20 protein-coding genes are annotated in these 25,161 nt (G+C 37.7%); 11 read left to right on the top strand and 9 right to left on the bottom strand.

Going from position 1 to position 25,161, the window contains the following annotated elements; translation table 11 throughout:
• Window positions 1-130: 130 nt before the first annotated feature.
• Window positions 131-841 carry an AraC family transcriptional regulator gene (locus tag B2R65_RS05460; protein ID WP_286741504.1) on the bottom strand — a complete coding sequence of 237 codons (711 nt, stop codon included), beginning with the start codon at window positions 839-841 and terminating at the stop codon, window positions 131-133.
• Window positions 842-915: 74 nt separating this feature from the next.
• A complete protein-coding gene (locus B2R65_RS05455) occupies window positions 916-1,347 on the bottom strand; it encodes an Lrp/AsnC family transcriptional regulator (protein WP_004586320.1) in 432 nt (143 codons plus the stop codon).
• Window positions 1,348-1,514: 167 nt separating this feature from the next.
• Between B2R65_RS05455 and B2R65_RS05450 the strand changes: the two genes are divergently transcribed.
• The 4 genes from B2R65_RS05450 (at window position 1,515) to B2R65_RS05435 (ending at window position 6,209) form a co-directional block, all read left to right on the top strand.
• Window positions 1,515-2,597, top strand: coding sequence for an ornithine cyclodeaminase (locus B2R65_RS05450; protein ID WP_286741501.1), 1,083 nt, complete (start codon window positions 1,515-1,517; stop codon window positions 2,595-2,597).
• Window positions 2,594-3,505 carry a citrulline utilization hydrolase CtlX gene (ctlX, locus tag B2R65_RS05445; protein ID WP_004586318.1) on the top strand — a complete coding sequence of 304 codons (912 nt, stop codon included), beginning with the start codon at window positions 2,594-2,596 and terminating at the stop codon, window positions 3,503-3,505. Before B2R65_RS05450 ends, ctlX begins: the two co-directional genes overlap by 4 nt.
• Window positions 3,506-3,631: 126 nt before the next feature.
• Window positions 3,632-5,038 (top strand): alanine/glycine:cation symporter family protein, encoded by a 1,407-nt coding sequence (locus tag B2R65_RS05440; protein WP_286741499.1) that lies wholly within the window; start codon window positions 3,632-3,634, stop codon window positions 5,036-5,038.
• Window positions 5,039-5,177: 139 nt separating this feature from the next.
• Window positions 5,178-6,209 (top strand): patatin-like phospholipase family protein, encoded by a 1,032-nt coding sequence (locus B2R65_RS05435; RefSeq protein WP_286741497.1) that lies wholly within the window; start codon window positions 5,178-5,180, stop codon window positions 6,207-6,209.
• A 16-nt stretch (window positions 6,210-6,225) separates the two neighbouring features.
• On the opposite strand, the gene B2R65_RS05430 is transcribed toward B2R65_RS05435, so the two are convergent.
• The 3 genes from B2R65_RS05430 to B2R65_RS05420 all read right to left on the bottom strand — a co-directional run bounded on the left by B2R65_RS05430 (window position 6,226) and on the right by B2R65_RS05420 (window position 8,177).
• Entirely contained in the window at window positions 6,226-6,909 is a 684-nt protein-coding gene (locus B2R65_RS05430) for a hypothetical protein (protein ID WP_286741495.1), read from the bottom strand.
• 225 nt (window positions 6,910-7,134) lie between these two features.
• Window positions 7,135-7,398: a hypothetical protein gene (locus B2R65_RS05425; RefSeq protein WP_286741493.1), complete on the bottom strand. Its 264-nt coding sequence runs from the start codon at window positions 7,396-7,398 to the stop codon at window positions 7,135-7,137.
• A 215-nt stretch (window positions 7,399-7,613) separates the two neighbouring features.
• A complete protein-coding gene (locus tag B2R65_RS05420) occupies window positions 7,614-8,177 on the bottom strand; it encodes a lipid-binding SYLF domain-containing protein (protein WP_256846496.1) in 564 nt (187 codons plus the stop codon).
• Window positions 8,178-8,314: 137 nt separating this feature from the next.
• On the opposite strand from B2R65_RS05420, the gene B2R65_RS05415 reads away from it, so the two are divergent.
• Complete coding sequence (locus B2R65_RS05415) at window positions 8,315-9,526, top strand: tyrosine-type recombinase/integrase (RefSeq protein ID WP_024032368.1); 1,212 nt, start codon at window positions 8,315-8,317, stop codon at window positions 9,524-9,526.
• Window positions 9,526-10,725, top strand: a complete 1,200-nt coding sequence (locus B2R65_RS05410) for a cation:proton antiporter (RefSeq protein ID WP_154945507.1) — start codon at window positions 9,526-9,528, stop codon at window positions 10,723-10,725. The genes B2R65_RS05415 and B2R65_RS05410 overlap by 1 nt, the downstream gene beginning before the upstream one ends.
• A gap of 143 nt (window positions 10,726-10,868) precedes the next feature.
• On the opposite strand, the gene ydiJ is transcribed toward B2R65_RS05410, so the two are convergent.
• Entirely contained in the window at window positions 10,869-13,916 is a 3,048-nt protein-coding gene (gene ydiJ / locus B2R65_RS05405; RefSeq protein ID WP_286741491.1) for a D-2-hydroxyglutarate dehydrogenase YdiJ, read from the bottom strand.
• Between the two features lie 145 nt (window positions 13,917-14,061).
• On the opposite strand from ydiJ, the gene B2R65_RS05400 reads away from it, so the two are divergent.
• A complete protein-coding gene (locus tag B2R65_RS05400; protein WP_154945509.1) occupies window positions 14,062-14,271 on the top strand; it encodes a PGPGW domain-containing protein in 210 nt (69 codons plus the stop codon).
• 65 nt (window positions 14,272-14,336) lie between these two features.
• On the opposite strand, the gene ppsA is transcribed toward B2R65_RS05400, so the two are convergent.
• On the bottom strand, window positions 14,337-16,712 hold the full coding sequence (ppsA, locus tag B2R65_RS05395; RefSeq protein WP_054981983.1) for a phosphoenolpyruvate synthase: 2,376 nt from the start codon (window positions 16,710-16,712) through the stop codon (window positions 14,337-14,339).
• Between the two features lie 154 nt (window positions 16,713-16,866).
• On the opposite strand from ppsA, the gene ppsR reads away from it, so the two are divergent.
• Window positions 16,867-17,676, top strand: a complete 810-nt coding sequence (ppsR, locus tag B2R65_RS05390; RefSeq protein ID WP_004586305.1) for a posphoenolpyruvate synthetase regulatory kinase/phosphorylase PpsR — start codon at window positions 16,867-16,869, stop codon at window positions 17,674-17,676.
• Between the two features lie 58 nt (window positions 17,677-17,734).
• Here ppsR and B2R65_RS05385 read toward each other — a convergent pair whose 3' ends face one another.
• Complete coding sequence (locus tag B2R65_RS05385; RefSeq protein WP_286741488.1) at window positions 17,735-19,084, bottom strand: class II 3-deoxy-7-phosphoheptulonate synthase; 1,350 nt, start codon at window positions 19,082-19,084, stop codon at window positions 17,735-17,737.
• 988 nt (window positions 19,085-20,072) lie between these two features.
• Here B2R65_RS05385 and B2R65_RS05380 point away from each other — a divergent pair.
• On the top strand, window positions 20,073-20,948 hold the full coding sequence (locus tag B2R65_RS05380) for a DNA replication terminus site-binding protein (RefSeq protein WP_286741486.1): 876 nt from the start codon (window positions 20,073-20,075) through the stop codon (window positions 20,946-20,948).
• A gap of 62 nt (window positions 20,949-21,010) precedes the next feature.
• Here the strand turns inward: B2R65_RS05380 and B2R65_RS05375 are convergent, their stop codons facing one another.
• Entirely contained in the window at window positions 21,011-22,225 is a 1,215-nt protein-coding gene (locus B2R65_RS05375) for a hypothetical protein (RefSeq protein ID WP_004586302.1), read from the bottom strand.
• 774 nt (window positions 22,226-22,999) lie between these two features.
• Here B2R65_RS05375 and B2R65_RS05370 point away from each other — a divergent pair.
• On the top strand, window positions 23,000-24,238 hold the full coding sequence (locus B2R65_RS05370; RefSeq protein WP_004586301.1) for an AAA family ATPase: 1,239 nt from the start codon (window positions 23,000-23,002) through the stop codon (window positions 24,236-24,238).
• Between the two features lie 15 nt (window positions 24,239-24,253).
• The coding region (locus tag B2R65_RS05365; RefSeq protein WP_286741484.1) for a transcriptional regulator at window positions 24,254-25,161 on the top strand (908 nt) is incomplete at its 3' end.

The following is a 25,161-nucleotide window of genomic DNA, read 5'->3' as shown; positions in this document are numbered from 1 at the left end:
TAGGTACTGAGTGTATCAATATAGGTTTTTAAAAATATGCTAAAAAGACGGTGTTCTTGTTTGCTCTGACGCTATTTAACCTACGCTCTGCCTGAGTTTGATTTATTATCTCGTGTGGAGGTTATCTATATTACTGCTTTGCAAACGTCTTCGGTGGCTGTCCAAAATATAAATTAAACCGGCGGCTAAACGCAGAGGCATCGTTATAACCAATGCGCTCGCCTACTAAAGCAATCGGTAAGTCTGAATGGGTTAAAAGGGCGCGAGCGTGTTGCATTCGCAACATAGTTAAATATTGCAGCGCACTCATAGTGGTACTTTTTTTAAACACAGTTTTAAATTGTGTAACGCTTAAACAGGCTATATCGGCCAGCTCTTTTAACGTGTAGGGGTAGGCTAAATTTTGCTTAACAGTGGTTATTACATTATCTATTCGCTTATCAATATTACTGTGGCTGCTTTGCTCACAAAGTAATAAGTAAAATAAATCAAAAGTTGAATTAGTAAGCTTTTCATCGCTAACAACAAGCAGTTGCTGCTCTATAAACTGTAAGTAACTTAATAAACGGCTATCTATTGAGATTTTAGGGCATAAAAGGTTAATAAGGTTTTCAGGGAGTACGTCTAAATCTGCCACAATAAAACGCGCGGCTTCATCGGCCGTAAAGGCATGCACTACGTTTTTCTCTATAACGATACAACTGCCCGTACTCACCGTTGTTTTAAAGTCATTATTTAACGTTATAAAAATTTCCCCGTGTAGGGGTAAAACGAGTTGATGGTAATTGTGCTGGTGGCGCTTTATATCTTGCGAATAATACCGAATAGAAAGCTTATTCATTAGCTACTCCAATACCTAATACAGAACCCGAGTATTGCCTAACATACTTTAAGTAAAACATGGCGTTAATAAACCTAAGTAGATGACAATAATATACTGGTTTCGCTATTTAAAATGCCTTCTATTTCGCGTACTTGCCTGAGTACGCCATCAAACTCACCTAAATTTGCCGCCTGTATTTCAGCCACTAGATCCCAAGCGCCGTTGGTTGTATGTAACTTTGTTAGCTCTGGTATGCCGCGCATGGTTTTAATTACCTGCGATGTAGATTTACCCACCACTTCAACCATCATTATTGCTCTTACAGCTTCGGTTTCTATGTGTTCGTGTACACGCACCGTAAAGCCTAATATAGCGCCCGATGAGACTAAACGGTCTAAGCGATTTTGCACTGTCCCGCGCGACACCTTTAAAACATCGGCTAGGGCTGAAATAGAAGCGCGGCCATCTTTTCGTAATTCGGCTATTAATGCGTTATCTAATGAGTCGTAAATGTAAGGGGTCATAAAACGCCTTGGGTTATGTGTTTATTACAAATTACTAAATTTGTACTTTAATGCATAGCAATTTGATAAAAAATACTATTATTTGTATAAACTTTTGGCATTTTAAGTAACACCTCTGGCCTATAAACTTATTTCAATTAATTTATTTAGTCATTAAAGAGGTATTTATGAGTCATTTTATCGCACAACCTAAACAAGGTGTTCCATTTGTTAGCGTACAGGCAATGGCCAAACTTATAAATAAAGTCGGAATAGAAAACGTATTGCTTGAGCTTACTCAAAGATTAGAACACGACTTTGCTCGCTGGGAAGAATTTGATAAATCACCACGTTATGCGGCGCACTCTCCAGATGGCGTAATAGAGCTTATGCCCGTAAGCGACGGTAAAATGTTTAGCTGTAAATATGTAAATGGTCATCCAAAAAACACCTTTAAGGAACTTCAAACCGTGGCCGCGTTTGGTATTTTGTCGGATGTTGATAGCGGCTATCCGGTTATGATCAGCGAAATGTGCTTACTAACAGCCTTACGCACAGCGGCTACATCGGCGCTTGTGGCAAAGTATTTAGCGCCTAAGCACTCAACAACACTTACATTAATTGGTAATGGTGCACAGTCTGAGTTTCAGGCGTTAGCTTTTAAAGCTGTATTAGGCATTACTCACATTCGTTTATACGATATTGATAAAAACGCCTCACAAAAAGCCTACAACAACTTAAGTGGCTACGGCTTAAATGTAACTCTATGCAATAGCGCAGAAGATGCCGTACAAGGCGCGCACATTATTACCACCTGCACAGCCGATAAAAAAAATGCCACTATTTTAACCAGCGATATGATCCCCCAGGGCGTGCATTTAAATGCCATTGGTGGCGATTGCCCTGGTAAAACAGAGCTTGATTCACAATTATTAAAGCGCGCAAATGTATTTGTAGAGTACGAACCGCAAACCAGAATAGAGGGCGAAATACAGCAAATGAGCGATACCTTTGCCGTAACAGAGTTTCATAAAGTAATTAATAAACAAACACCTGGGCGTACAAGTAACAACGAGCTTACTATTTTTGATGGGGTAGGCTTTGCAAGCGAAGACTTTACCGCACTGGTGTATATTAAAGACGCGCTGGTGGCTGCGGGTGAGTTTGAACTACTTGATTTAATTACACAACAAGCTGATCCACGTAATTTATTTTCGGTACTTAATAGTACACAAACATCAAAAACACCTAAGCAAGAGCAAGTCGCATGAGCCACATAAAGCAAGCCCCAACAGCGGTGGTGATGGTGCGCCCGCATCACTTTACATCTAACCCACAAACCATGTTAGACAACACGTTTCAAAGTACCTGTAACTCACAAAACCAGAGCCAGCTTGCCTTTGACGAAGTCACTAATGCGGTTAAATTATTACAAAACGAGGGCGTAACGGTTCATCTTTTTGAAGACGAACATACACACACGCCCGATTCTGTGTTTCCAAATAATTGGTTTTCTACCCATCAAAGTGGCGAGCTAGTTATGTACCCAATGTACGCAGAAAACAGAAGGTTAGAATATCGAAAAGATATTATTGATTTTTTGACTAATCACTATAAAGTGTTGTCTGTGACTGATTATTCATTTTTAGCGAAAGAAAATGCATTTTTAGAAGGCACAGGATCGCTTGTTATTGACCACCCCCATAAGCTTGCTTATGCAGTAGAATCTAAGCGCACTACTAAAACCGTGGTTAATACAGTGTGCGAGCAATTAAAGCTAAAACCTGTTGTATTTAACGCCTACGATGAGCAAGGCACTGCGGTTTATCATACTAATGTATTAATGTGTGTAGCCACAGAGTTTGCCATGATCAGCTTAAATATGGTGCCAAATAGTCAGCACAAACAATTAACTAGCCATTTTATACAAAGCCATTTAGAAGTAATAAACTTATCTAATGAGCAAATAAGTAGCTTTTGCGGCAACGCAATAGAGTTACAAGGTACAAATGGTCGTATTTTAGCACTCTCACAAACGGCGTTTAATGCACTTACAACCGAGCAAAAAGCAGCAATACAAAAAACAGCTAAACTTGTTCCGTTACCTATACCAACCATAGAGTCGGCGGGAGGTTCGGTTAGATGCATGATTGCTGGCATACACCTGCAAAGTAAATAACCTACCACTAAGTCAACACCCTAAGGCAGCTTAGCTGCCTTAATCTATGGCTAACATGCATTATTAAATGCCAATTACTCAACTGCGCGCTGAGTAAAAATATAATAAATACAAAAGGATTAGCCCATGTTCGATACCGTAGTAAAAAGTGTAAATGGCCTATTATGGGGAGAAGGCCAAATACTAATCTACATACTACTGTTTGCAGGTATTTGGTTTTCGGTACGTTTAAAAGCAATTCAAATAGTAAAATTTAAACACATGTTTAGCCTGTTAAAAGGCAGTAGCAAGTGTAAAAAAGACGACATTTCATCATTTCAAGCATTGTGTACAGGCCTGTGTGCCCGTGTAGGTACAGGTAATTTAGCCGGGGTCGCTGTTGCAATTTCACTAGGCGGAAGCGGCGCCATATTTTGGATGTGGGTTATAGCCATACTAGGCATGGCAACCGGCTTTGCCGAAAGTGTATTAGGGCAAGTGTATAAAGTACGCGATAGTAGTGGCGAATTTAGAGGCGGCCCCGCCTATTATATTCAACAAGGTTTGGGCAGCCGTGCCTTTGCTATTGTGTTTGCCGCGTGTTTATTTTTAGGTTATGGCTTTACTTTTAGTGCTATGCAAACCAATACCATAACCGACGCCCTTAACTATGCTTTTCAAGTACCTACCTTTTATTCTGGATTAGTTATTACCGTATTAGCAGGCTCAATTATATTAGGTGGCTTTAAAGCCATTGCCCGCTTTGCCGAGCGAGTAGTGCCACTAATGGGCATATTATTTGTAGCCGCGGCGGTTATTATTACGCTTATGAATTTGCCGCAAGTGCCTGCCATGCTTAAAGATGTGTTTTTATCTGCCTTTGGTTTACAAGAAGCCGGCGCAGGAGCAATGGGCGCTGCCATTAAAAACGGTATACAACGCGGATTATATTCTAACGAAGCCGGCGCAGGTAGTGTGCCGCATGCTGCAGCAAGCGCAAGCCCAATGCCTAATCACCCAGTTACACAAGGGTATATACAAATGCTTGGCGTGTTTTTCGATACAATTGTACTTTGTAGCTGTACCGCGGTAGTTATTTTATTAGCCGATGTAGATATAAGCGGCGAAATGGAAGGCATACGTTTAACCCAAAGCGCCATGACCGCACATTTAGCACAAGGCGGTGTGTATTTTGTTGCAGCAGCCATAACCTTATTTGCTTTTACCTCGGTAGTGGCCAACTATGCTTACGCCGAAAGTAACCTGCATTTATTTAAGCTCGATAACAAAGTAGGGCGCACAATTTATACATTACTTTATTTATCAATGATGCTGTGGGGCGCATCTGCGTCTCTAAAAGAAGTCTGGGATTTAGCTGATATAGCATTAGGGTTAATGACAGTGGTTAACGTAATCGCTATTATATTGCTCACGCCCACTATTTTGTCTGTTAATCGCGACTACAACACACAAAGAGAAAAAGGCATAGAGCCCGAATTTAAAGTAAAAGACGTAAAAGTACAGGGTAAATGCGAAAGCGGCATTTGGGATTGATTCCCGTATTTTAAGCAATTTTAACGATAAAAAGCGGTTTTATGGCAACATAAAATCGCTTTTTAATTTTGCATAATTATTCAAAAATAGATTGTGTGAACAGTACTAAAATATAAGAATAACAAGGTAAATTGATTTAATGATCGACATTCACGCAGGTAAAACCGCAGCAAAAATTATTAACGAGCAGGGCTTTAAACCCGAGTTATTTACCTCTTTTTTAGGGGCAAGTGGCGGGCCTAAATGGTTTACATTATTTGGCTTAGACAAATATATTTTTGGTGAATTTTTTAAAAACCGAACCCAACCACTTAACTTAATTGGTTCATCTGCTGGCGCATTTCGATCAGCCTGTTTTGCACAAAACGACCCCGTTGCTGCCATTGAGCGTTTAGCAAAATCGTATTCGCAAACGCGCTATTCTAGTAATAAACCAACACCTGCTGAAATTACACTAAAAGCCCGCGCATTATTAGATGATGTATTTGGGGAGCACGGCGTAACCGAAATTTTAGATAATCCTATTTTTAAAGCGCATTTTATAGTGGCTAAATCGAATGGGTTTATTGCGAGTGAAAATAAATTAATTCAGCTTTTAGGTTTATCAAAAAGTTACATGCTTAATCGGGTTAACCGAAAATTATTAGGCTCGCAGTACGAGAGATTTATTTTTGGCGCGCCAAACAGCAATTTATCTATAACCGACAGTTATAATTTTAAAACGCAAAACATACCACTTAGCCAAACAAATTTAAAAGATGCCTTACTCGCATCGGGCTCTATACCCCTTGTTATGCAAGGAATAAAAAATATTGCAGGTTCGCCACCCGGCATTTATCGCGATGGCGGAATAATTGACTACCACTTTGATTTAAAAATTAATAACCCAGGCTTAATTTTATATCCGCATTTTAATAGCGAGCCAAAAGCAGGGTGGTTTGATAAAAATTTAAAACGTAAAGTGGCCCCACAAAATTACGATAACGTGGTGATGATCACCCCATCAAAAGAATTTATAGCCGGCTTACCTTACGGAAAAATTCCAGACAGAAATGACTTTACCGATCTTGATGCAGACACACGTATTAAATATTGGAATACCGTTTTTAGTGAAACTGAAAAGTTGGCTGAGGCGTTTGATAACAAGCTAAATAGTTTAAAGTTATTGTAATTGTCGTATAAAAAAATTACTGGGTATAGAAATGATTTTCACTGTAGTCATAAAAATTGTTATTTGATACATTGATTTTTAAAATTGAATCAATATTGTTATTTATATAATCATCAACAAATAGAACAAGTCTAAATTCATCTTGAAGGATAAATGGTTCAACAGGACGTTTTCTAAGGAGGTTCTGATCAAAAATTGATAAGTGCTCTTTTTCATTTAATTTATAAGAACCACCTAAATTACTTGAGGATATAAATACAGGGGAATACTGATAAATTACTTTCCCGAAAATATAACTTTTTATTTCAAGCTGCTTTTTTGCTTCATTTAGAATGTTATTTATAAATTTCTCAATATTATAAATTCCAAATGTTTTAGGCCCGAAACCTCTTTTTGTTTTTTGCTCAATTGAAATACCATGAAAGGATATAATATAGGCTTTTTGAGGAGTTTCACCGATAAAACCTTCACCTTCAATTGAAGTAATGTTAGTACGACTTGATTCAAAAATAAGGGGTAAGCTAATTTTACATGAATTCAAACCCTCTAATTTATCTTCACGAGCTATATCTTCTTCAATATTTTGATAATAATGAGAAGTCCTAAGCCATAAAGACCCTGTATTCATTACAAAATCATATACTTCTTTTTCACATGTCCTAAATACTAATAATTGATCAGTATCAGTTTTTATAAACATTTAGCTTCCTTTCTATTATTAATTTCATTACTAATATAATTATATAATACAGAATAAAGACAGATATTAAACTAGATAAATATACTGTAAAGGTGTTGTCCCAAACATAGATGTAGGGTCAAAGTTATAACAAGCCATAAATTACGGTACGTAAAAATTAAGAAAAGGGCGAAAAGCCTTTCTTATTAAATTGTGACAGCTTGTCTTTATCGTCCAAAATGCTTTTTAATTTGAGATAATTTTACTGCATCTTGCTGTCCACAATGGGAGCACTACAAAATTGTAGACACCTTCAGCACCACCTGTAGAGCTAAAACCCTCATCTCTGTATGCAAAGAATTCAGAATTGCAGGTGTGACAATAAATCTCGAAAGATTCATATTTATAGCCAACATTTTGGTTTTCGAGACCTAAAGTAGAAGACTTGATATCTTCTCCATCCTCTTTACGAATCGAGAGATTTGATAATACTAACGAATGTTCAGGCATATGGATTTCCTAAGTTTATTTGTATAATTATTGTATCATTATATCGTTATATGTATATAGCTAAATGATATATATCGAGTTATACGAAAAAAACACTACCCCTATTTTTTGGCATTACAAACAACCCATAAATTACGTTATGTTAAATTAACTAGTTTATAAGAAAGCGAGCGTGATTATACAAACCAGCCCGCTTTTAGGAGAGTAATTAGGTGTTAATTTAGCTCAGAATCTACCCAAAATTTAGTGCCTTTTAGTACTGCTTGAAGTGCAAGGCCATTTTCGGTTAAAGAATATACGGTAACTTGGTCGGCAATGGCTTCTGCAACCAGTGCTCCACCTTTATCTTCGTATTTTGCTGCTGCATCTGCGTTTCCGCCAAAGGCCCAACCGTGTTCAATAAATCTATTTACTGCCGCTTGGTTATGAAAAACCATAACAACGTTAAAATCTTTAACGCCTAAACCAAGCCCTAAACCGGCTTCACCCATATTCATGTAGGTTGATTTACCCGTTAAGTTATTTTTTACTACACCGTACCCGCCACCAAAACTAGCTAAAACGACATTTACGTTTGCGTTATCAAATACGGCGTAACCGGCAGAATTGGCAATTTGTTTTTTAACATCGGGTTTTTGTGCGTATAATTTGTCGAGGGTATTGTTTTTCATGCTTTGAACTAAAGCACGTTTTTCGCTAGGTGAAGCACTGCCTGTGGTAGCACAACCTGTTAGTAATACAGTTATTGTAAGTAGGCCTAACACTATAAATTTTTTCATAAAACTTTCCTTAATAAGATTTATACCAATACACAACTATGTATAAATAAATACACTTTCACTATGTCCAATACTAGACAGTATCGGACTTTAACGTTAAGCTGTAAGTCTATTATTTTATTGAATATTTATACATTATGCTTGTTGCTTTAGTTGATACGTTAAAACAATTAAGATACCAAATTGCTCATCTTGACGACGGTACTCTAAACTCAGAATACCCAGAACTTGCATCCTTTATACAGCAAGTTGGCTTGACTGTAACTGAATCAAAGGACGATCTTAAATTTTTATACCAATTTTTATATGTGTACGGCCGAAAATCTGAGGCAACATTTAATCGTTTTCGTAATGAGCTTGAACGATTTTATTTGTGGTCTTGGCTAATTGCCGAAAAATCTGTATTTAGTTTAAAGCGCGAAGACATTGAAGCGTATGTTGATTTTATGGCTGAGCCAGATAAAAAATGGGCATCAACTTCGGTGCAATGGCGTTACAAAGATGAACAAGGTATTCGTCGATTAAATCAAAATTGGCGCCCTTTTATATTAAAAGATTCAATTGCGAGCCAGCAAACATTAGCGGCTATGTTTACTGCGCTAAATGTATTTTATAAGTTTTCTATTTTAGAAGAAAAAACGTTTGCTAACTTTGTACCTGTAGTGAAAAAAAATAGCCCCTATTTGGTAGTTCAATCTCAAATTCAGATCCCAGACACCTTAAGTGACATACAATGGGAATATGTATTTGGCGTAACACGTGATTTATGTGAAAAAAAACCAGAGCTTGAACGTAACCTATTTACGCTCGCGTGTTTAAAAGGGCTATATTTACGTATATCAGAATTATCAGAGCGCCCGCAGTGGTCGCCAGTTATGTCACACTTTTGGCAAGATAATGACGGATTTTGGTTTTTACGTATTATGGGTAAAGGTAATAAGCTACGAGATGTTACGTTAAGTGATGATTTTGTTGAGTATTTAAAACGTTACCGATTATACAGAGGGTTACCCGCCCTACCTCGCGTTGATGAATCTGAGCCATTGGTGCATAAAATTCGTGGCCAAGGTGGGATGACCGTTAGGCAAATTAGGCGTTTAGTGCAGCAAAGTTTTGATTTAGCTCAGCAATCTTTACTTGATGACGGGTTTAAAGATGATGCCGAACAACTTGAAGCGGCCACTGCCCATTGGCTTCGCCACACGGGTGCAACACATGATGCGCAAACTCGACCGCTAAAACATTTATCGGAAGATTTAGGCCATTCAAAAATTGCGACAACCGATCAAATTTACATTCAAACAAATATTAAAGAGCGAGCAAAATCAGGCGTTAAAAGGAAAATTTAATGGAATACTTAGTAATAGCATTTATTGGTTTTTTATTTTTAGTTTATTCAATTTCAATAAGGCAGTTAGAGCGCACAGAAATAACAGGCCCTATGTTTTTTGTTATTGGCGGCATGTTTTTGGCGTTTTTACTTCCTAATGAAGGCGAAAAACTAAAAACAGGAATAGATTATTTATTACCACTGATAGAGCTAACACTAAGTATATTTTTATTTTCTGATGCGGCTAAATCTAAGTTAGGTGTATTGAGGCATAGTTTTCAATACCCTAGCCTATTATTATTCGTTGCCCTACCCTTAACTTTATTGTGCGGAATTGGTGTTAGCTTATTTTTATTTGCTGAGTTGTCGTTAATTCAATCGGCACTGTTGGCAATTATACTTACGCCAACCGATGCGGCTTTAAGTAAAGGGTTATTGCAAAGTACACAAGTGCCCGAAAAAATCAGGGAAGGTATAAATACCGAAAGCGGATTAAACGATGGCTTATGTGTACCCGTATTTTTAATATTTATTTTATTAGCTAAAAAACCTGACTCTGCTATTACTGCTTCACATACATTAGGTGTGTTTTCAAGAGAGCTTGGCTTAGCATTATTGATTGCTGGTTTTTCTATAGCGATATTTATTCCGGCATTAAATTTTGCAATGCAGCGCCATTACTTTGCAAAAAGCACCAGCCCATTTTTACTTTTAGGTTTTGCGATGGCGGTGTTTTCTATCACACAATATTTTCATGGCAGCGGGTTTATAGCGGTGTTTATAGCAGGTTTGTTATTTGATAAATTTTCTAAAACTGACATTCGCGCTGAGTTAATAGAAGATTCAGAGCACATTGCTGATTTTACATCGTTAATGATTTGGTGTTTATTTGGATTTGTTTGTGCGTATTTAGTAATACCCAAATTAAATACAAATATAATTGTGTATGCCTTACTAAGCACTACATTAATTAGAATAATTCCGGTTATGTTATCGTTACAATTTACAGCACTTAATTGGAAGGAACGTTTTACTTTTGCATGGTTTGGGCCACGCGGTTTAGCATCTATTGTTTTTACTTTAATGGTAATAGACACGCAAATAGAAAATAAATACGATATTGCCACTATTGCAATGACCACTATTTTATTTAGCGTGTTTATACATGGTATAAGTACAAAGCCAATTGCAGATAGCTTCGTTAAAAAATCTAAATAGCGTTTATAAAAATTAGCGAATCTATTGCTTTGCTATCAACACGTTTTTTAGCTTTAAAATAAATCACTTAACTAAGCGAATTGGTATTAATAAAAAAGGCGTAACTTATTTTTAAGTTACGCCTTTTTTATTTTTAACTTTTACTAGCTAAGTACCTGAGCGAGCAACTCTATTGGGTGCTTTGGTTTAAATTGCTCAAAACGTTTTACTTGGCTGCGACACGAAAAACCGGTAGATAAAAGTTGCTCTGGTTTATTTTTATCTACTATTGGTTTCCAACTCATTTCGTACAGTGCACGGGAATTTTCTTGGTTTTGTGCTTCATGGCCATAAGTACCGGCCATGCCACAACACCCTGTATTGGTTGTATTTAGGGTTAAACCAATATCAGTAAAAATTGTTTTCCATACGCTTGCCGCTTTTGGTAAAGCGGTTGTTTCTGTACAGTGACTCAATAATGTAAATTCAGTATCGGTTTTTTGTTTAGCCGATAGAGATTTAAACGATTGAGTTTGTAACCATTCATGGGCAAGTTGAACATGAAACTCGCCGCGATTATTTTCTAAAATGGTTTTGTATTCATCGCGATAACACATAACTAACGATGCATCTAAACCAACCAAAGGCGAATTAATATCAGCGAGTTTATTTAAAAACTCTGCGGCATTTTTTGCGGTTACTTTAAACTCATGCAAAAACCCTTTTACGTGTTGGGCTTTACCATTAGGTTTAAACGGTAATAGCATCGGCTTTTTACCCAGCGCGGTGATAAGTGTTATAAAACTTTGCACTAACTCGGCTTCGTAAAAGCTGGTAAACGGGTCTTGCACTATTAGCACATAGTCATTTTGTTCATCGCTTGAAAGTGAATTTAATAATTCAAAATCAAATTTATGTGCTTTTGCTACGCGCTTTTCAAGTGAAGGCACACTTAATTGGGGTGTATCCACATACCCTACTGTTTTTTTAATTAAACTACTTACTAAGTTTGTTTTAACAATTGGGTTTATCACGCGTGCAAATTTAGACATTACAGGCGCCGAACTTTCAATGTTTGCGACTAAATAATCTTTAAGTGGGCGCGCGTAATAACTGTGATAATAATTTAAAAAGCGTGCTCTAAAAGTAGGTACATCCACTTTAATTGGGCAAGATGTTGTACATGCTTTACACGCTAAACATTCATCCATTGACTCTTTTACTTCGTGAGAAAAATCGTAAACACCTTTATTTTTTTCCCGGCTATGAACAAAACGCTCCCACCAGGTAATAACTTCGCCTTTGTTAAGCTCTTTTTCTACTTCGAGCAAATCTACATTTTTAGACTCTTGAAGTCGTAACCATTCTCGCATTAATGTTGCGCGACCTTTTGGCGAATGCCTGCGATCGCCGGTTACTTTATATGAAGGACACATGGGAGAATTTTCGTCGTAGTTAAAACAAATCCCGTTACCATTACAGGTCATTGCATTGTTAAAACTTGTTTTTACATCGATAGAAATTTGCTTATCGAAGTACGAACGTTTTTGCCCATCTACACTAACTAGTGAGTCCTCACTTTCTATGGGGGTACATATTTTCCCAGGGTTTATTCTGTTATTAGGGTCGAACGCTGTTTTTATTTTACGTAGTTGTTTAAATAAATGCTCGCCAAAAAACTCAGGGCCGTATTCACTTCGGTAACCTTTACCATGTTCGCCCCACATTAAGCCGCCGTATTTAGCGGTGAGTTTTACAACTTCGTCTGAAATTTTACGAAGCAGTTTTTCTTGTTCTGGGTCGCACATATCTAGCGCCGGGCGTACATGTAAAACACCCGCATCAACATGGCCGAACATACCGTATTGTAAATTATGGCTATCGAGTAATGCTCTAAATTCTACAATATAGTCGGCTAAGTTTTCTGGCGGTACGGCGGTATCTTCAGCAAAGGCCAATGGCTTTTGGCTGCCTTTGACATTACCGAGTAATCCGACAGATTTTTTACGCATTGCGTAAATTTTTAAAATGTCACTTTTACTGCTGGTTAATTGATAGCCAATAACACCATTGGTTTGATTTGCTACGCACTCATCTAATAATGTGCAAAGTGTGTTTACTTTGTCTTTTATATCTTCAGGTGATACTGCATTAAACTCAACCATGTTGAGTCCTTGCATATCTTTATTTGGTACATCGGTTATTAAGTCCGATACTGAATGCCAAATAATATCTTCGCGAGCCAGGTTTAATACTTTGCTATCGACTGTTTCTACCGATGTTGCGCGCGCATCAACTAAAAAGGGAGAGTGGCGAAGTGCCGAATCAAAACTGTCGTATTTAATATTTATCAGTGTTTTAAATTCGGCTATGGGAGTTAGGTTTAATTTAGCTTCAGTAACTATACCTAGTGAGCCTTCTGAACCGGTAATTAGCCTACTCATATCAAAAGTTTGTAAGTCATCACTTAACACATGCTCTAGGTCGTAGCCTGTTAAAAAGCGATTTAAGCGTGGAAATTTTTCTAAAATAGCTTGGCGCTCATTTAAAGAAATTTCCAATACTGTTTTGTAAAGGCTACCGATTAATGATTCTTGCTCGGCTATTACTTTAGCTTTTTCTATGTCTATTGGTGATGTCACCATTGGGCTGCCATCGACTAAATAGGTAGTAAGTCCTAAAACATGGTCGCTGGTTTTACCGTACACTAATGAACCTTGACCTGATGCATCAGTACTGATCATTCCGCCAATAGTTGCTCGGTTACTGGTTGATAAGTCGGGTGAAAAGAAAAAGCCGTACGGTTTTAAAAAGTCGTTTAATTGATCTTTAATTACACCTGTTTGTACTCTAACCCAACCTTCCTCAACGTTAATTTCGAGTATTTCGCGCATGTAGCGAGACAAATCAACCACTATTCCTGGTGTGAGTGATTGCCCATTAGTACCTGTACCACCACCACGAGGGCCAAAAGTAAGCGACAAAAATGGGTCGCGAGATGCTGTTTGCAATGCCAGTTGAATGTCTTTTTCGGTTTTTGGAAAAATAACACCTTGTGGGATTTGCTGATAAATACTGTTATCGGTAGAGGCGGTTAAACGCGTTGCATAGCTTGCATCGGTGTCTCCACTAAACCCTTGATTTTTAAGTGTACTTAAGTAGTTTGCGACAAGCTCTGTCGCTGCATCTTGCTGTGTAATTGTTGCTATCATGACGGCGATAATTTAAGGCATTTGTGTAATTATATCATGGTGATGGCTAATAGAAATTGAAGATTTTACAGTTTGTAACACTCTTTTTATCGTAATTTGAGATGCTGTATTTATAATCAAGTTAAACCAATGTGTAGAGCTTTATATGAAAAAATTACTATTACAGATCATAGGTGTGTTGTTTATTTTGCTGGGGCTATTTTTTGCTGTAGTGCCAGGCCCCTCCCTGATATTTTTTATGGCGGGGTTACTGTGCTTTTCTTTTTACTACCCAAAAGCGAGGCATTATTTAAAGCTTTGCCAAAAAGCCTTAACTAAATCGTGTAATTATTTAGATAAAAAATTAGCACGGTAATTTAGCCCACATACAAAAATGCCAGCATAATAGCTGGCATTTTTATTTGTTACGGGTACTGATGATTATTTAGCAAGTTTGTCTGCTAGGTATAACCATGTTTCTAGTACTGTATCTGGATTTAGTGAAACAGAATCAATGCCCTGCTCTACTAACCATGCTGCAAAGTCTTCATGATCTGAAGGACCTTGACCACAAATACCTACATACTTGCCCTTTTCTTTAGCTGTTTTAATTGCCATAGAAAGTAGCTTTTTAATTGCAGGATTACGCTCATCAAATAGATGTGCGATTAGGCCTGAGTCACGGTCAAGACCAAGTGTTAGCTGAGTTAAATCGTTAGAGCCGATAGAAAAACCATCAAACATCTCTAAAAATTCATCGGCAAGTAATGCATTTGAAGGAAGCTCGCACATCATGATAACTTTTAGACCATTTTCACCACGTTTAAGGCCATGCTCTTCTAGTAATTCGATAACACGTTTACCTTCTTCAAGGGTACGTACGAATGGGATCATGATTTCAATGTTGGTCATACCCATGGTGTTTCTTACGCGTTTAATTGCTTCACACTCAAGGGCAAAACAATCACGGAAGTCTTCAGAGATATAACGTGCAGCACCACGAAAACCAATCATTGGGTTTTCTTCTTCAGGTTCGTACTGCTCACCACCTACTAAGTTTGCATATTCGTTTGATTTAAAATCAGACATACGCACAATTACACGCTCTGGTGCAAAGGCACAGCCTAGCGTTGAAATACCTTCTACTAATTTAGAGATATAAAACTCTACCGGCGATTCGTATCCGGCAATAATGTCGGTAATTTCAGCTTGTAACGCAGGTGATTGTGCATCAAAATTTAATAGCGCTTTAGGGTGAACACCAATCATGCGGTTTATTACAAATTCAACACGTGCAAGGCCAACACCTGCATGTGGTAAACGTGCAAAGTCAAACGCGCGGTCTGGATTACCTACGTTCATCATCACTTTCATTGGTAGTTCTGGCATTTTATCAACGCGCGACGTTAATATTTCAAAATCTAAAATACCTTCGTAGATGTAACCTGTATCGCCTTCAGCACATGATACTGTTACTTCTTGGCCTGCTTTAATTAAATCGGTTGCGTTACCACAGCCAACTACCGCAGGAATACCAAGTTCACGGGCAATAATTGCTGCGTGACACGTACGCCCACCACGGTTTGTAACAATGGCAGCGGCGCGCTTCATGATAGGTTCCCAATCTGGGTCGGTCATGTCGGTAACTAAAATGTCGCCTTCTTGTACTTGGTCCATTTCTTTAATTGAATCAAGTACACGAACAACACCACTACCAATTTTATGACCAATTGCGCGGCCTTCAGCAATTACATTGCTTGTGCCATTTAATTGAAAACGCTCCATAATATTGGCATCTTCGTTTGAGCGAACGGTTTCTGGGCGCGCTTGTACTATGTACAATTTGCCATCGTTTCCGTCTTTTGCCCATTCGATATCCATAGGACGACCGTAGTGCTTTTCGATTATTACAGCTTGTTTTGCAAGCTCTTGCACTTCTTCATCTGTAATTGAAAATTTGTTTGAAAGGCTTGGCTCTACGTCAACAATTTCTACTTGTTTGCCGTGTGCCTCATCTGTTGAGTAAATCATTTGAATGGCTTTTGAGCCAATATTACGACGTACTACTGATGGCAACCCTTTTTGTAATGTTGGTTTATGAACATAAAATTCATCAGGGTTTACTGCGCCCTGTACAACCATTTCACCCAAACCGTAGCTTGAAGTAACAAATACAACGTCTTCAAAACCAGACTCTGTATCAATACTAAACATAACGCCTGATGCTGATTTATCTGAACGTACCATACGCTGAATACCAGCAGATAGTGCAACACCACGATGATCGTAACCTTGGTGAACACGGTACGATATGGCGCGGTCGTTAAATAAAGAAGCAAATACGTGTTTAATAGCGACCATTACTGAGTCGATACCACGAACGTTAAGGAAGGTTTCTTGTTGGCCTGCGAATGATGCATCTGGCATATCTTCAGCGGTGGCTGATGAGCGTACTGCAAATGATACATCGGCTGATGTATCGCCATGTAGTTGGCTGTATGCGTCGCGAATGGCTTGGTCTAGGTTAGGTTGGAATGGGGTATCGATAATCCATTGACGGATATCGGCACCGACTTTAGCGAGTGTATTTACATCATCAACATCAAGCGTATCTAAAATGTCGTGAATTTTTGCATTGAGTCCAGATTGCTCTAAAAACTCATTGAAAGCGTCGGCTGTAGTGGCAAAACCACCCGGAACCTGTACACCTGCGTTAGCGAGGTTTGAAATCATTTCACCCAGTGAGGCATTTTTGCCGCCAACACGAGGAACATCTTGCATACCAAGCTCTTGATACCAGAGAACGTATTCTTGCACGGGTCTTTCTCCAAAAAACAAATTGTAGTTGTAACTGTGAGAGTTAAGAAAGAAAACCTTTTATAAAGGTCACCTTCATTCTACACTGGCATTAGACCTCACGTAAACCGTGAGTAAGCCATTTTAGGGATTAAACGTAATAAAAAGGTTAACTATGAGAACTGCTTTTTATATATCAGACGGCACTGCTATTACCTCCGAAGTGTTTGGTCACGCGACTTTGTCGTTATTTCCGGTTGAATTTAATCATAAAACTATTCCTTTTGTAGAAACAGAAGAAAAAGCAAATGAAATTAAAGCGTTAATAAACGCAACTGCTGCAAAAGAAGGTGAGAAGCCATTTGTATTCTTTACCTTCGTAAATCACAACTTAAGTGAAATTATTAAATCGGCCGATGCAATCGCGTATGATTTTTTGTCTACTTACAGTGAAAAAATAGAAAAAGAGCTTAATGTTGCGCCAGTGCCAAAAATGCATCGTACCCACTCTATTCATGAAAAAAGTTATGACTTTAGAATAGATGCGGTTAACTATGCCCTTATGAATGATGATGGCGGAAATATTAAAAACTTTTCTGAAGCCGATATTATTTTAGTAGGAGTTAGCAGAAGCGGTAAAACACCAACAAGCTTGTACTTAGCCCTACAGTACGGCATTAAGGCTGCAAATTATCCGATAACTGAAGACGACTTAGAGAGTGAGGGACTACCTAAATGTTTACTCCCTTACAAACATAAGTTATTTGGGTTAACTATTGACCCTGAGCGTTTGGCTGCAATTAGGCATCGCCGTATGGCAAATTCCAAATACGCATCAATAAGACAATGCCGAATTGAAGTGCGTGAAGTTGAAATGCTTTATAAGCGACATAAAATTGCATACTTTAATTCTACCCATCATTCTGTAGAAGAAATATCTGCAAAAATCTTAATAGACAGTAACCTTGAGCGACGTAAGTACTAACCAACTAATTTACTGTTTTGCAAAAAAAGCCGCATAATGCGGCTTTAGTTTATATTTATTACTTACGTGCATCTTTTAGTAAGTCAGCTACTAAAAAGCCTACTTCTAATACTTGGTCTGCATTTAGACGCGGGTCACATTGTGTTTTGTAACGTTGCGCTAGGTCATCATCAGATAAACCGTATGCACCACCGGTACACTCTGTAACGTGCTGGCCAGTCATTTCTAAGTGGATACCACCTGCGTATGAACCTTCAGCTTTGTGTACAGCAAAAAACTGGCTAATTTCGCGCATGATATTATCGAAGCTACGTGTTTTATAGCCTGATGTCGCTTTTTCAGTGTTACCGTGCATTGGATCCGAGCTCCAAATAACTTTACGGCCTTCTTGCTGAACGCGTCTTACAAGTGCTGGAAGTTTTTCCGGCAGTGCGTCGGCACCCATACGTGTAATTAGCGTTAAACGACCCGGAATGTTATCTGGGTTTACTGCATCAATTAAACGAATTAGGTCATCTGGGTCCATTCCTGGGCCAACTTTAACACCAATAGGGTTTTTAATACCTTTGAAAAACTCAATATGTGCATGGTCTAATTGACGAGTACGCTCACCAATCCACACAAAGTGCGCAGAACAGTCGTACCAGTCACCTGATAGGTGATCGCGACGAGTTAGTGCTTCTTCATAGCCTAGCAATAACGCTTCGTGAGACGTGTATAAGTCGGTTTCTTTAAGGCTTGGCGCAATAGTAGAATTAATGCCACATACTTCCATAAATTCAAGTGCGTCTTGAATTTTGTCAGCAAGCTGTTGGAATCGCTCTTTTTGCGGATTAGCGGCTACAAAGCCCATGTTCCAGCGATTCACTTGGTGTAAATCTGCTAAGCCACCTTGTGCAAATGCACGAAGTAAGTTTAATGTAGCAGCACTGTTGTGGTATGCCTTCATTAAACGTTGTGGATCGGGAATACGTGCTTCTTCTGTAAACTCAAAGCTATTTACAATATCACCACGGTAAGATGGTAAAGATACACTGTCAATAGTTTCTAAATCTGCAGAGCGTGGTTTAGCGTATTGACCTGCCATACGTGCAATTTTAACAACTGGGCATTTACCGCCGTATGTTAAAACAACAGCCATTTGTAAAATGGTTTTAAATGTATCGCGAATATTAGCGGCATTAAAGTCGCTAAATGATTCGGCACAGTCGCCACCTTGAAGTAAAAATGCACGACCTTCACATACATCTTCTAATTGTTTAAAGAGGCTTCTTGTTTCTTCTGCAAAAACAAGTGGCGGAGCACTCTTTAACTGGCTTTCTACTGTTTTCAGTTCTTCTTGATCTGGGTACTGTGGCTGCTGCAGTATTGGCAGTTCTCTCCAGCTATTTGGGTTCCACGATTGCATGTTCTTTCCTCATTCCTACTTTACCTGATATAAAGAAATTAACGTATGCATGGCCCTAAGTTCAAGGACTATATTCACTATTTACCAACTAATTTGTTATGAGTTAAATATATATAAGGTTATTTGTGATTTTAAGGCTGTTCATGCTTAGTTTTAAGCGTGTTTTAATTTTACTATTTTTACTTAAATACAATAAGTTAAATATATGAAGGCGTTTTTTTAACCATCCCAAACCAAATTGAATTCAAAGCCTTAAAGTTAACAGTTTCGATAGGAACACATCATACTTAAAGTGGGTTAAATGTAATCTTAGCTTTACAGTGGTAATTTAATTAAATCAACCAAGTAACTAGAATTTATTTTTATTGTGTGATAATTGCCTTAGGGGTTGTGCAAGGCTATAGCAATAAGTCCACTTTATTCTGTACAACTGTGATCAGGTTGTTAGACGATGCAAGCACTCTAATTAGAGCTACTAAAAACAGTCTGTATGAACGACTACTTTAAATATTAAGTTGTAGTAGAGTTTATTTTCACAGAGCAGCCATCCCCCTTACAGGTGCCTAGCGCTGTATTACAAGTATCACTTATAAGCAATTATACAATGAGTGCCCAACACTATCTAAAGAGGCGAACCAAAAAATTGATTGCTGGCCTTAAACTAAAAGCTAAATAACAATTTTACACAGCTATAATATATAAAAGCATGAACAGCCCTAGCAATTACCTGCGTTACAACAAATTTCCCCATATAGCTTAAATACGCATAAGTGTATTGGACACGCCTGGGTTCACTGATTCTTTATGTTATATGCAAATATTCAAGCACCGAATCTCACAAGCATAAGTAAACAGCATTAAAGAACACATCATACTTAATTTTATTTAAATGTAATCTTAGCCTTAATAAAATGAATTAACTTTAAAAAACCAAAGTAAAAGGTTAAACTTGATAATTACATAAGTAAGATGTGTTCTTAGGGTGGTTATGGTTTCTAAAGTACAAATAAGAAGTCAGTTTGATTTAATGAATGAATTAACGTCGTTGTTGATTGATGAATTACGTGTCTGTGAATATTCAAAGGCTGAGTATTATCAGCTACCAAATATAAATAGTGTTGATGAAAGTATTATTCCCGAGTCAATTCCTGTAAAAAAATTAACCGGCGAAATTGCTCATAGGGCAATTTTAAACTCATTTACTGATATTTATAAAAAAGAAAGTTTAAGTAGTAGAGTACTCAAGCGTCATCCTGGGCTTTTGGTTCTAAAAAATGCAGATGTCGCAGCATTAACTAGCCGAATACAACAAGTTAATAAAGCTAAGGCTGCTTTTAAGGAGTGTGTTTTGGCTATCGATAATAACGATGCTCGATTTGAAGCTGTTCATAACGCGGTTCCAAATTTAATCACTCTTGCAGCCTATCGAAAAATTCATTTTCAAAGTGAGTCCCCTTTTTCAGTGCGATTTACTTGGATGCATAAGCATGCAACTAAAACTCTAACTAAAAAAATGGCGCTTGAAATGCTCGATAAGTCCGCAGGTTATAGAAATCCAAGAATGATCGACCAACAAAAATGGCAGTCACTCGTTGCACAAGAGCAAATGAGAGTAGCTAGTTTAGGTGAAAAAGAAAAGTTAAGAATTCGCCGCCCTACCCGAGTGAGTCCCCAAGTAAATGTTAGGTATACCGCAGAAAATAGGTATCACGTAAGTGCAGCATTGCCGTTTATTTTAATTAACCCACAGCCCGATGTTAAGTTAGGTACTTTGCCAGATTATCAAAAACCAGAGTCTCACCCGAGAAAAAAAGAGTATGACTTTTTAGTGGATAGACTTTATTTAGAACAAGTAGATAATTAATTATGTTAAAAAGGCCACATAGTGTGGCCTTTTTGGTAAGTAGTCTATTATTTTAACCGTTGTTATTTTTCGACTATTTCTTCTATTTTATCTTCATCAATTAAAACTGCGTTTTCGACAATTCGTTTACCACCTTGAATCTCAATGCGCTTATTGTGCTTGTTGAGCGTGAGTATCTCATCACAAAACTGATCAGAAGGATGCATTTCATAGGTGTAATCAATAATATTACCGGTTTTATCATCTTTTACATTAGTAATGCTGTATTCTGAAATAGCCCCTTTTTCAATCAAGTCTTTCATTGTTGTGGTCATATCACGGCGTAATGCTTTTAGTTTGTTTTCTGTGATATCGTCGGTTGAATAAATAGAGCCGTATTTTTCCATAATAGATAGCAATCTAAAATGATACGTTTTACCAGGCGCGGCATAACGCCAAAGGTGGTATAAACGCAGCATCATCCAACGCGATAAACCACGTTTTAGCTCTTGCGCACTGTTAAAGTAATACCCTTTGTATTCAAGGTTATCAATCATGTTATGAACAAATGCATTTAAACATGCAACACATTTAACGTTGCCGCCTTGGCCTTTTTTACCACTAAAATGAAGAGATGATAAAAAGTTCATGTTTGACTCATAAAAAGAGTCATCAATATCTGTATTTTTAGTATCAGTAGCCGAGTATTTAAATGAAAGTTTAGAACCTTGAAGTGCTTCTAATGATTCTTTAATTTGTGGGTATGGCATTGATTGGCCAACCGCTTTAAGTTCTTGGGCTAATTCGTTCATCGAAAAAACCACGGCATATTGAATACCGGACTTAAAATTGATTTTTACGATTTTACCTTTCGATGCAAGGCGAATTAACGCGCGCTCAACTTTTTCTTCTCTATCCGATGGCCACACTAAATATTCTACGTCTTCGCCATCTTTACGCGTGCTTACAACGGCCGGTGTAATTTTTATTTCGCCGTCATATAAAATACCATCCACTTTTTCGGATATTTTACGCGTAATAATTGTTTTTTTAGGTGCTTCTTCCAATGGCAATTTTTTATGCCCAGAACGTACAAAACGCCCCCATAAATCATAGTGGTTAAACGTGTTTGAATAAGCACGTAACCCATGAGCGGCATTTTCGATAGAAATTCGCACATCTTTGTTATCTGTAAATAGTGCTAAACTTTCGTTATCTATTGCACTTTCCACCCCGTGTATTTGGCCCCTAAGTGTATCGGGCAAGTTATCTACCGAGATGTTGACCTTTCGGCTCATTGTTCTGATTTCCATTTTTTATTGCGACAGCTAATAACAACACATTAAGCAACAAAAGTTAAATGTTTAAGTTAGTATAAAACTGATCCGAGTATAAATAAACGTAACGGATCATTATTATACTAAGTAGGGAGTGATAAGCTTAATTTCAGATCACTATTTTACTAAGATAAGCTTCTCAAGCTAAATTTTTACTAACTCAATTTATTTTTTGTCCATTAAAAGCGCTATTTTTAAACTTTTTACACGACAAACGTTAGTAAAATAAATACCTGCTGTGGATAACAGTACTTCGAGTTAGCATAGATCTGATCTGTACTTACTACAGATCAGATCTATACCAATTAAACGCCCTGTTCTTCGTAAGCTTAAGTGTATAACTTTATAATTTACTTGGTAAAAAACTGATCTCACACAGTCATTTTGTACATAACTTATTGAGTAAGTTGTGCATAACTTTAATATTTAAATAAGGCTTAGTAAAAAGCTGATCTGCATGTAGATAAAGATCTGATCTTAACCAAGTATAAAGGTGATCTGCTTTTTTTAACATTATTTATAAATATCATATAGTTATATAGCCATTATACACCCTTAACCTTTATTACCTTATATATTTAACCACCTTTAAACTTCTTTATTTATACTAAGCAATCTTAAAGGTGTAAAAATATTTTTAAATGTCTTGTTATTAAAATGCATGTCGTCTTAAATAGTTGTTTACAGCTATTTGAATGGACATTATACTAACTGCCTAACTTTGAGGAAGAAAGTATGTCTATCAATAATAACGCGCTAAGTACTTACCGGCTTTTAAAAGCAACAGCCGAAGTTGCTGAAAAATCTTTAAAAGGACGCATACAACACTATCGCGCTCATCTTAAATCAGAAGAAAAAGAATTAAGAACTTACACCCAAAAAGCGGCAGCAGATTTATTAGGGTGTAATAATCGTACCTTAAAACGTCGTCATGACAATGGTGACTTTGATGATTTAAATATTAAGCGTGGTGCAAATGGGCACTATGCGTACACGTTAGTTAATATTTTTGCGATGGCCGATATCATGGATATTCAGCCAGATCACCGCACTGCTAACGATAAACTCCAAGTTATTGTTATTAATTCACTTAAAGGTGGCTGTGGTAAAACAACCAGTATGGTTAATATTGCTGCTGCATTGGCGACGACTAATATCAAACGTTATCGTATTGGTATTATTGATTTAGATCCTCAAGGTTCGTCTTCTAGCTTTTTCCCTTCTAACGATCACGACCCTGTTACGGTAGGCGACTTAATGCGTGATTGTATTGATTTAGACGAAGGCGAAACCTGGCCAGAGTTTGTTTCTAGTGCTTTTGTGACTACGCATATTCCAAATATTCGTGTTTTACCCTCAGGTATGGATGACTTTTACTTTGAACACGAGACAGCAACACTTTTAAAAGACACCTCTAATTACGAACAAACACGTCATTATCATAAGCTTTTAGAAAAGGTTATTGAGCCGGTTAAAGATGAATTCGATATTATTTTAATCGACACAGCTCCTACACTTAACTTTATGTTTTATAATGCTTTAATGGCCTCTACGGCGATGCTTATTCCGGTTCATCCAGAAGCTGTAGATTTTGATGCTAACAATAAATATTTAAAGCGTTTAGGTGAGATTTACCACACAGTAGCGGCACTTGGTCATGAAGGTTGGGACTTTATGCAGTTTTTAGTGACCAATTACGTTAAGGGTAATCATTCACAGCGCGATATTGTTAAAGATGTACGTAGTGCGTTTGGCCGCCAAGTAATGAGCTACCCAATTAATCACAGCTCGGCAATTACGGCTAGTTCATCGTCTTTTAATACCATATTTGATCAAAAAGCATCGGATAGTTTAGCTAGTCGCGAGTCTTTATTACGCGCGCAAGAAAATATTAAAGATGTTGTGGACGAATTAGAAATGCTTATTCGTTCTAATTGGGAGTCAACCCAATCATCACTTAACAACACTAAGTAAGGATGTTACATAAAAATGGCTACAAAACGTAAAAACGACACCCGCTTAGATCCATTTGCAACTGCCGTAGGCAATAGCAGCCTCGATGCATTACTTGAGCAAGCAAGCGCTGGTGATGTAATAAGAATGCCAGCGCCAAGCGACCCTACACGCGAAATAACCTTAGTGTGTAAAGTTATTGCTCATGCAGATATTGAATCTAGCACCACGGTTTACGGTAAAAATCGCCGTGTACAAGCGCTATTAAACGAAAAGTCGGTTTCTGATATTTTACCTGCAATCAGTGAAGATGGACGTAATCAACACCCTGCTTTACTTTGGGATCAGGGAAATACTAACTTAGTACTTGCCGGTTCACGTCGTCGAAAGGCATGTATTTTAGGTAATGCTGATTATTTAGTTTTAAGCTCTCCTGATTTTACCGATCAAGACGCTAAAATTTTAGCTGTATCTTCAGATCAGTACATAGCCCCAAGCCTTTGGGAGCTAGGGCAAGCTTATCAACAAACTAAAAACGATCTTATTGAGCAAGGTAAAAAAGGCTCTTATCGCGAAATTGCCGCTATTGAAGGTGTATCGCACACCGCAATTGCAGATGCCATTAAAGCGTACGAGCAAATCCCCGCTGATGTAATTTCACTTTACCCAACGGCTAATCACGTAGGCAGAGAAGTCGCTAAAAAGCTTGTTAGTGCAAAGGAGCGCGACGAGCAGGCGTTTAACGCCCTAGTTAGCGAATTACATACAGACGATGAGCTTAACGCCATTACAAGCGACGACAAGCGCGCAATGGCAATTACTAAACGTTTAACTACCGAGCCTAGCGCGGTTGCTAAACGTGAAGCTGTATTTGAAAACAACTTTATAAACGTACAACGTAATTTAAAAAGTGGTGACGTATCTATTAAAATAGATAATAAAGT

This window comes from Pseudoalteromonas sp. UBA2102 (assembly GCF_002331165.1).
Classification (GTDB): Bacteria; Pseudomonadota; Gammaproteobacteria; order Enterobacterales; family Alteromonadaceae; genus Pseudoalteromonas; species Pseudoalteromonas atlantica.
Note: the sequence above shows the minus strand (reverse complement) of the source record. Positions and strands in the feature narration are given on the sequence as shown.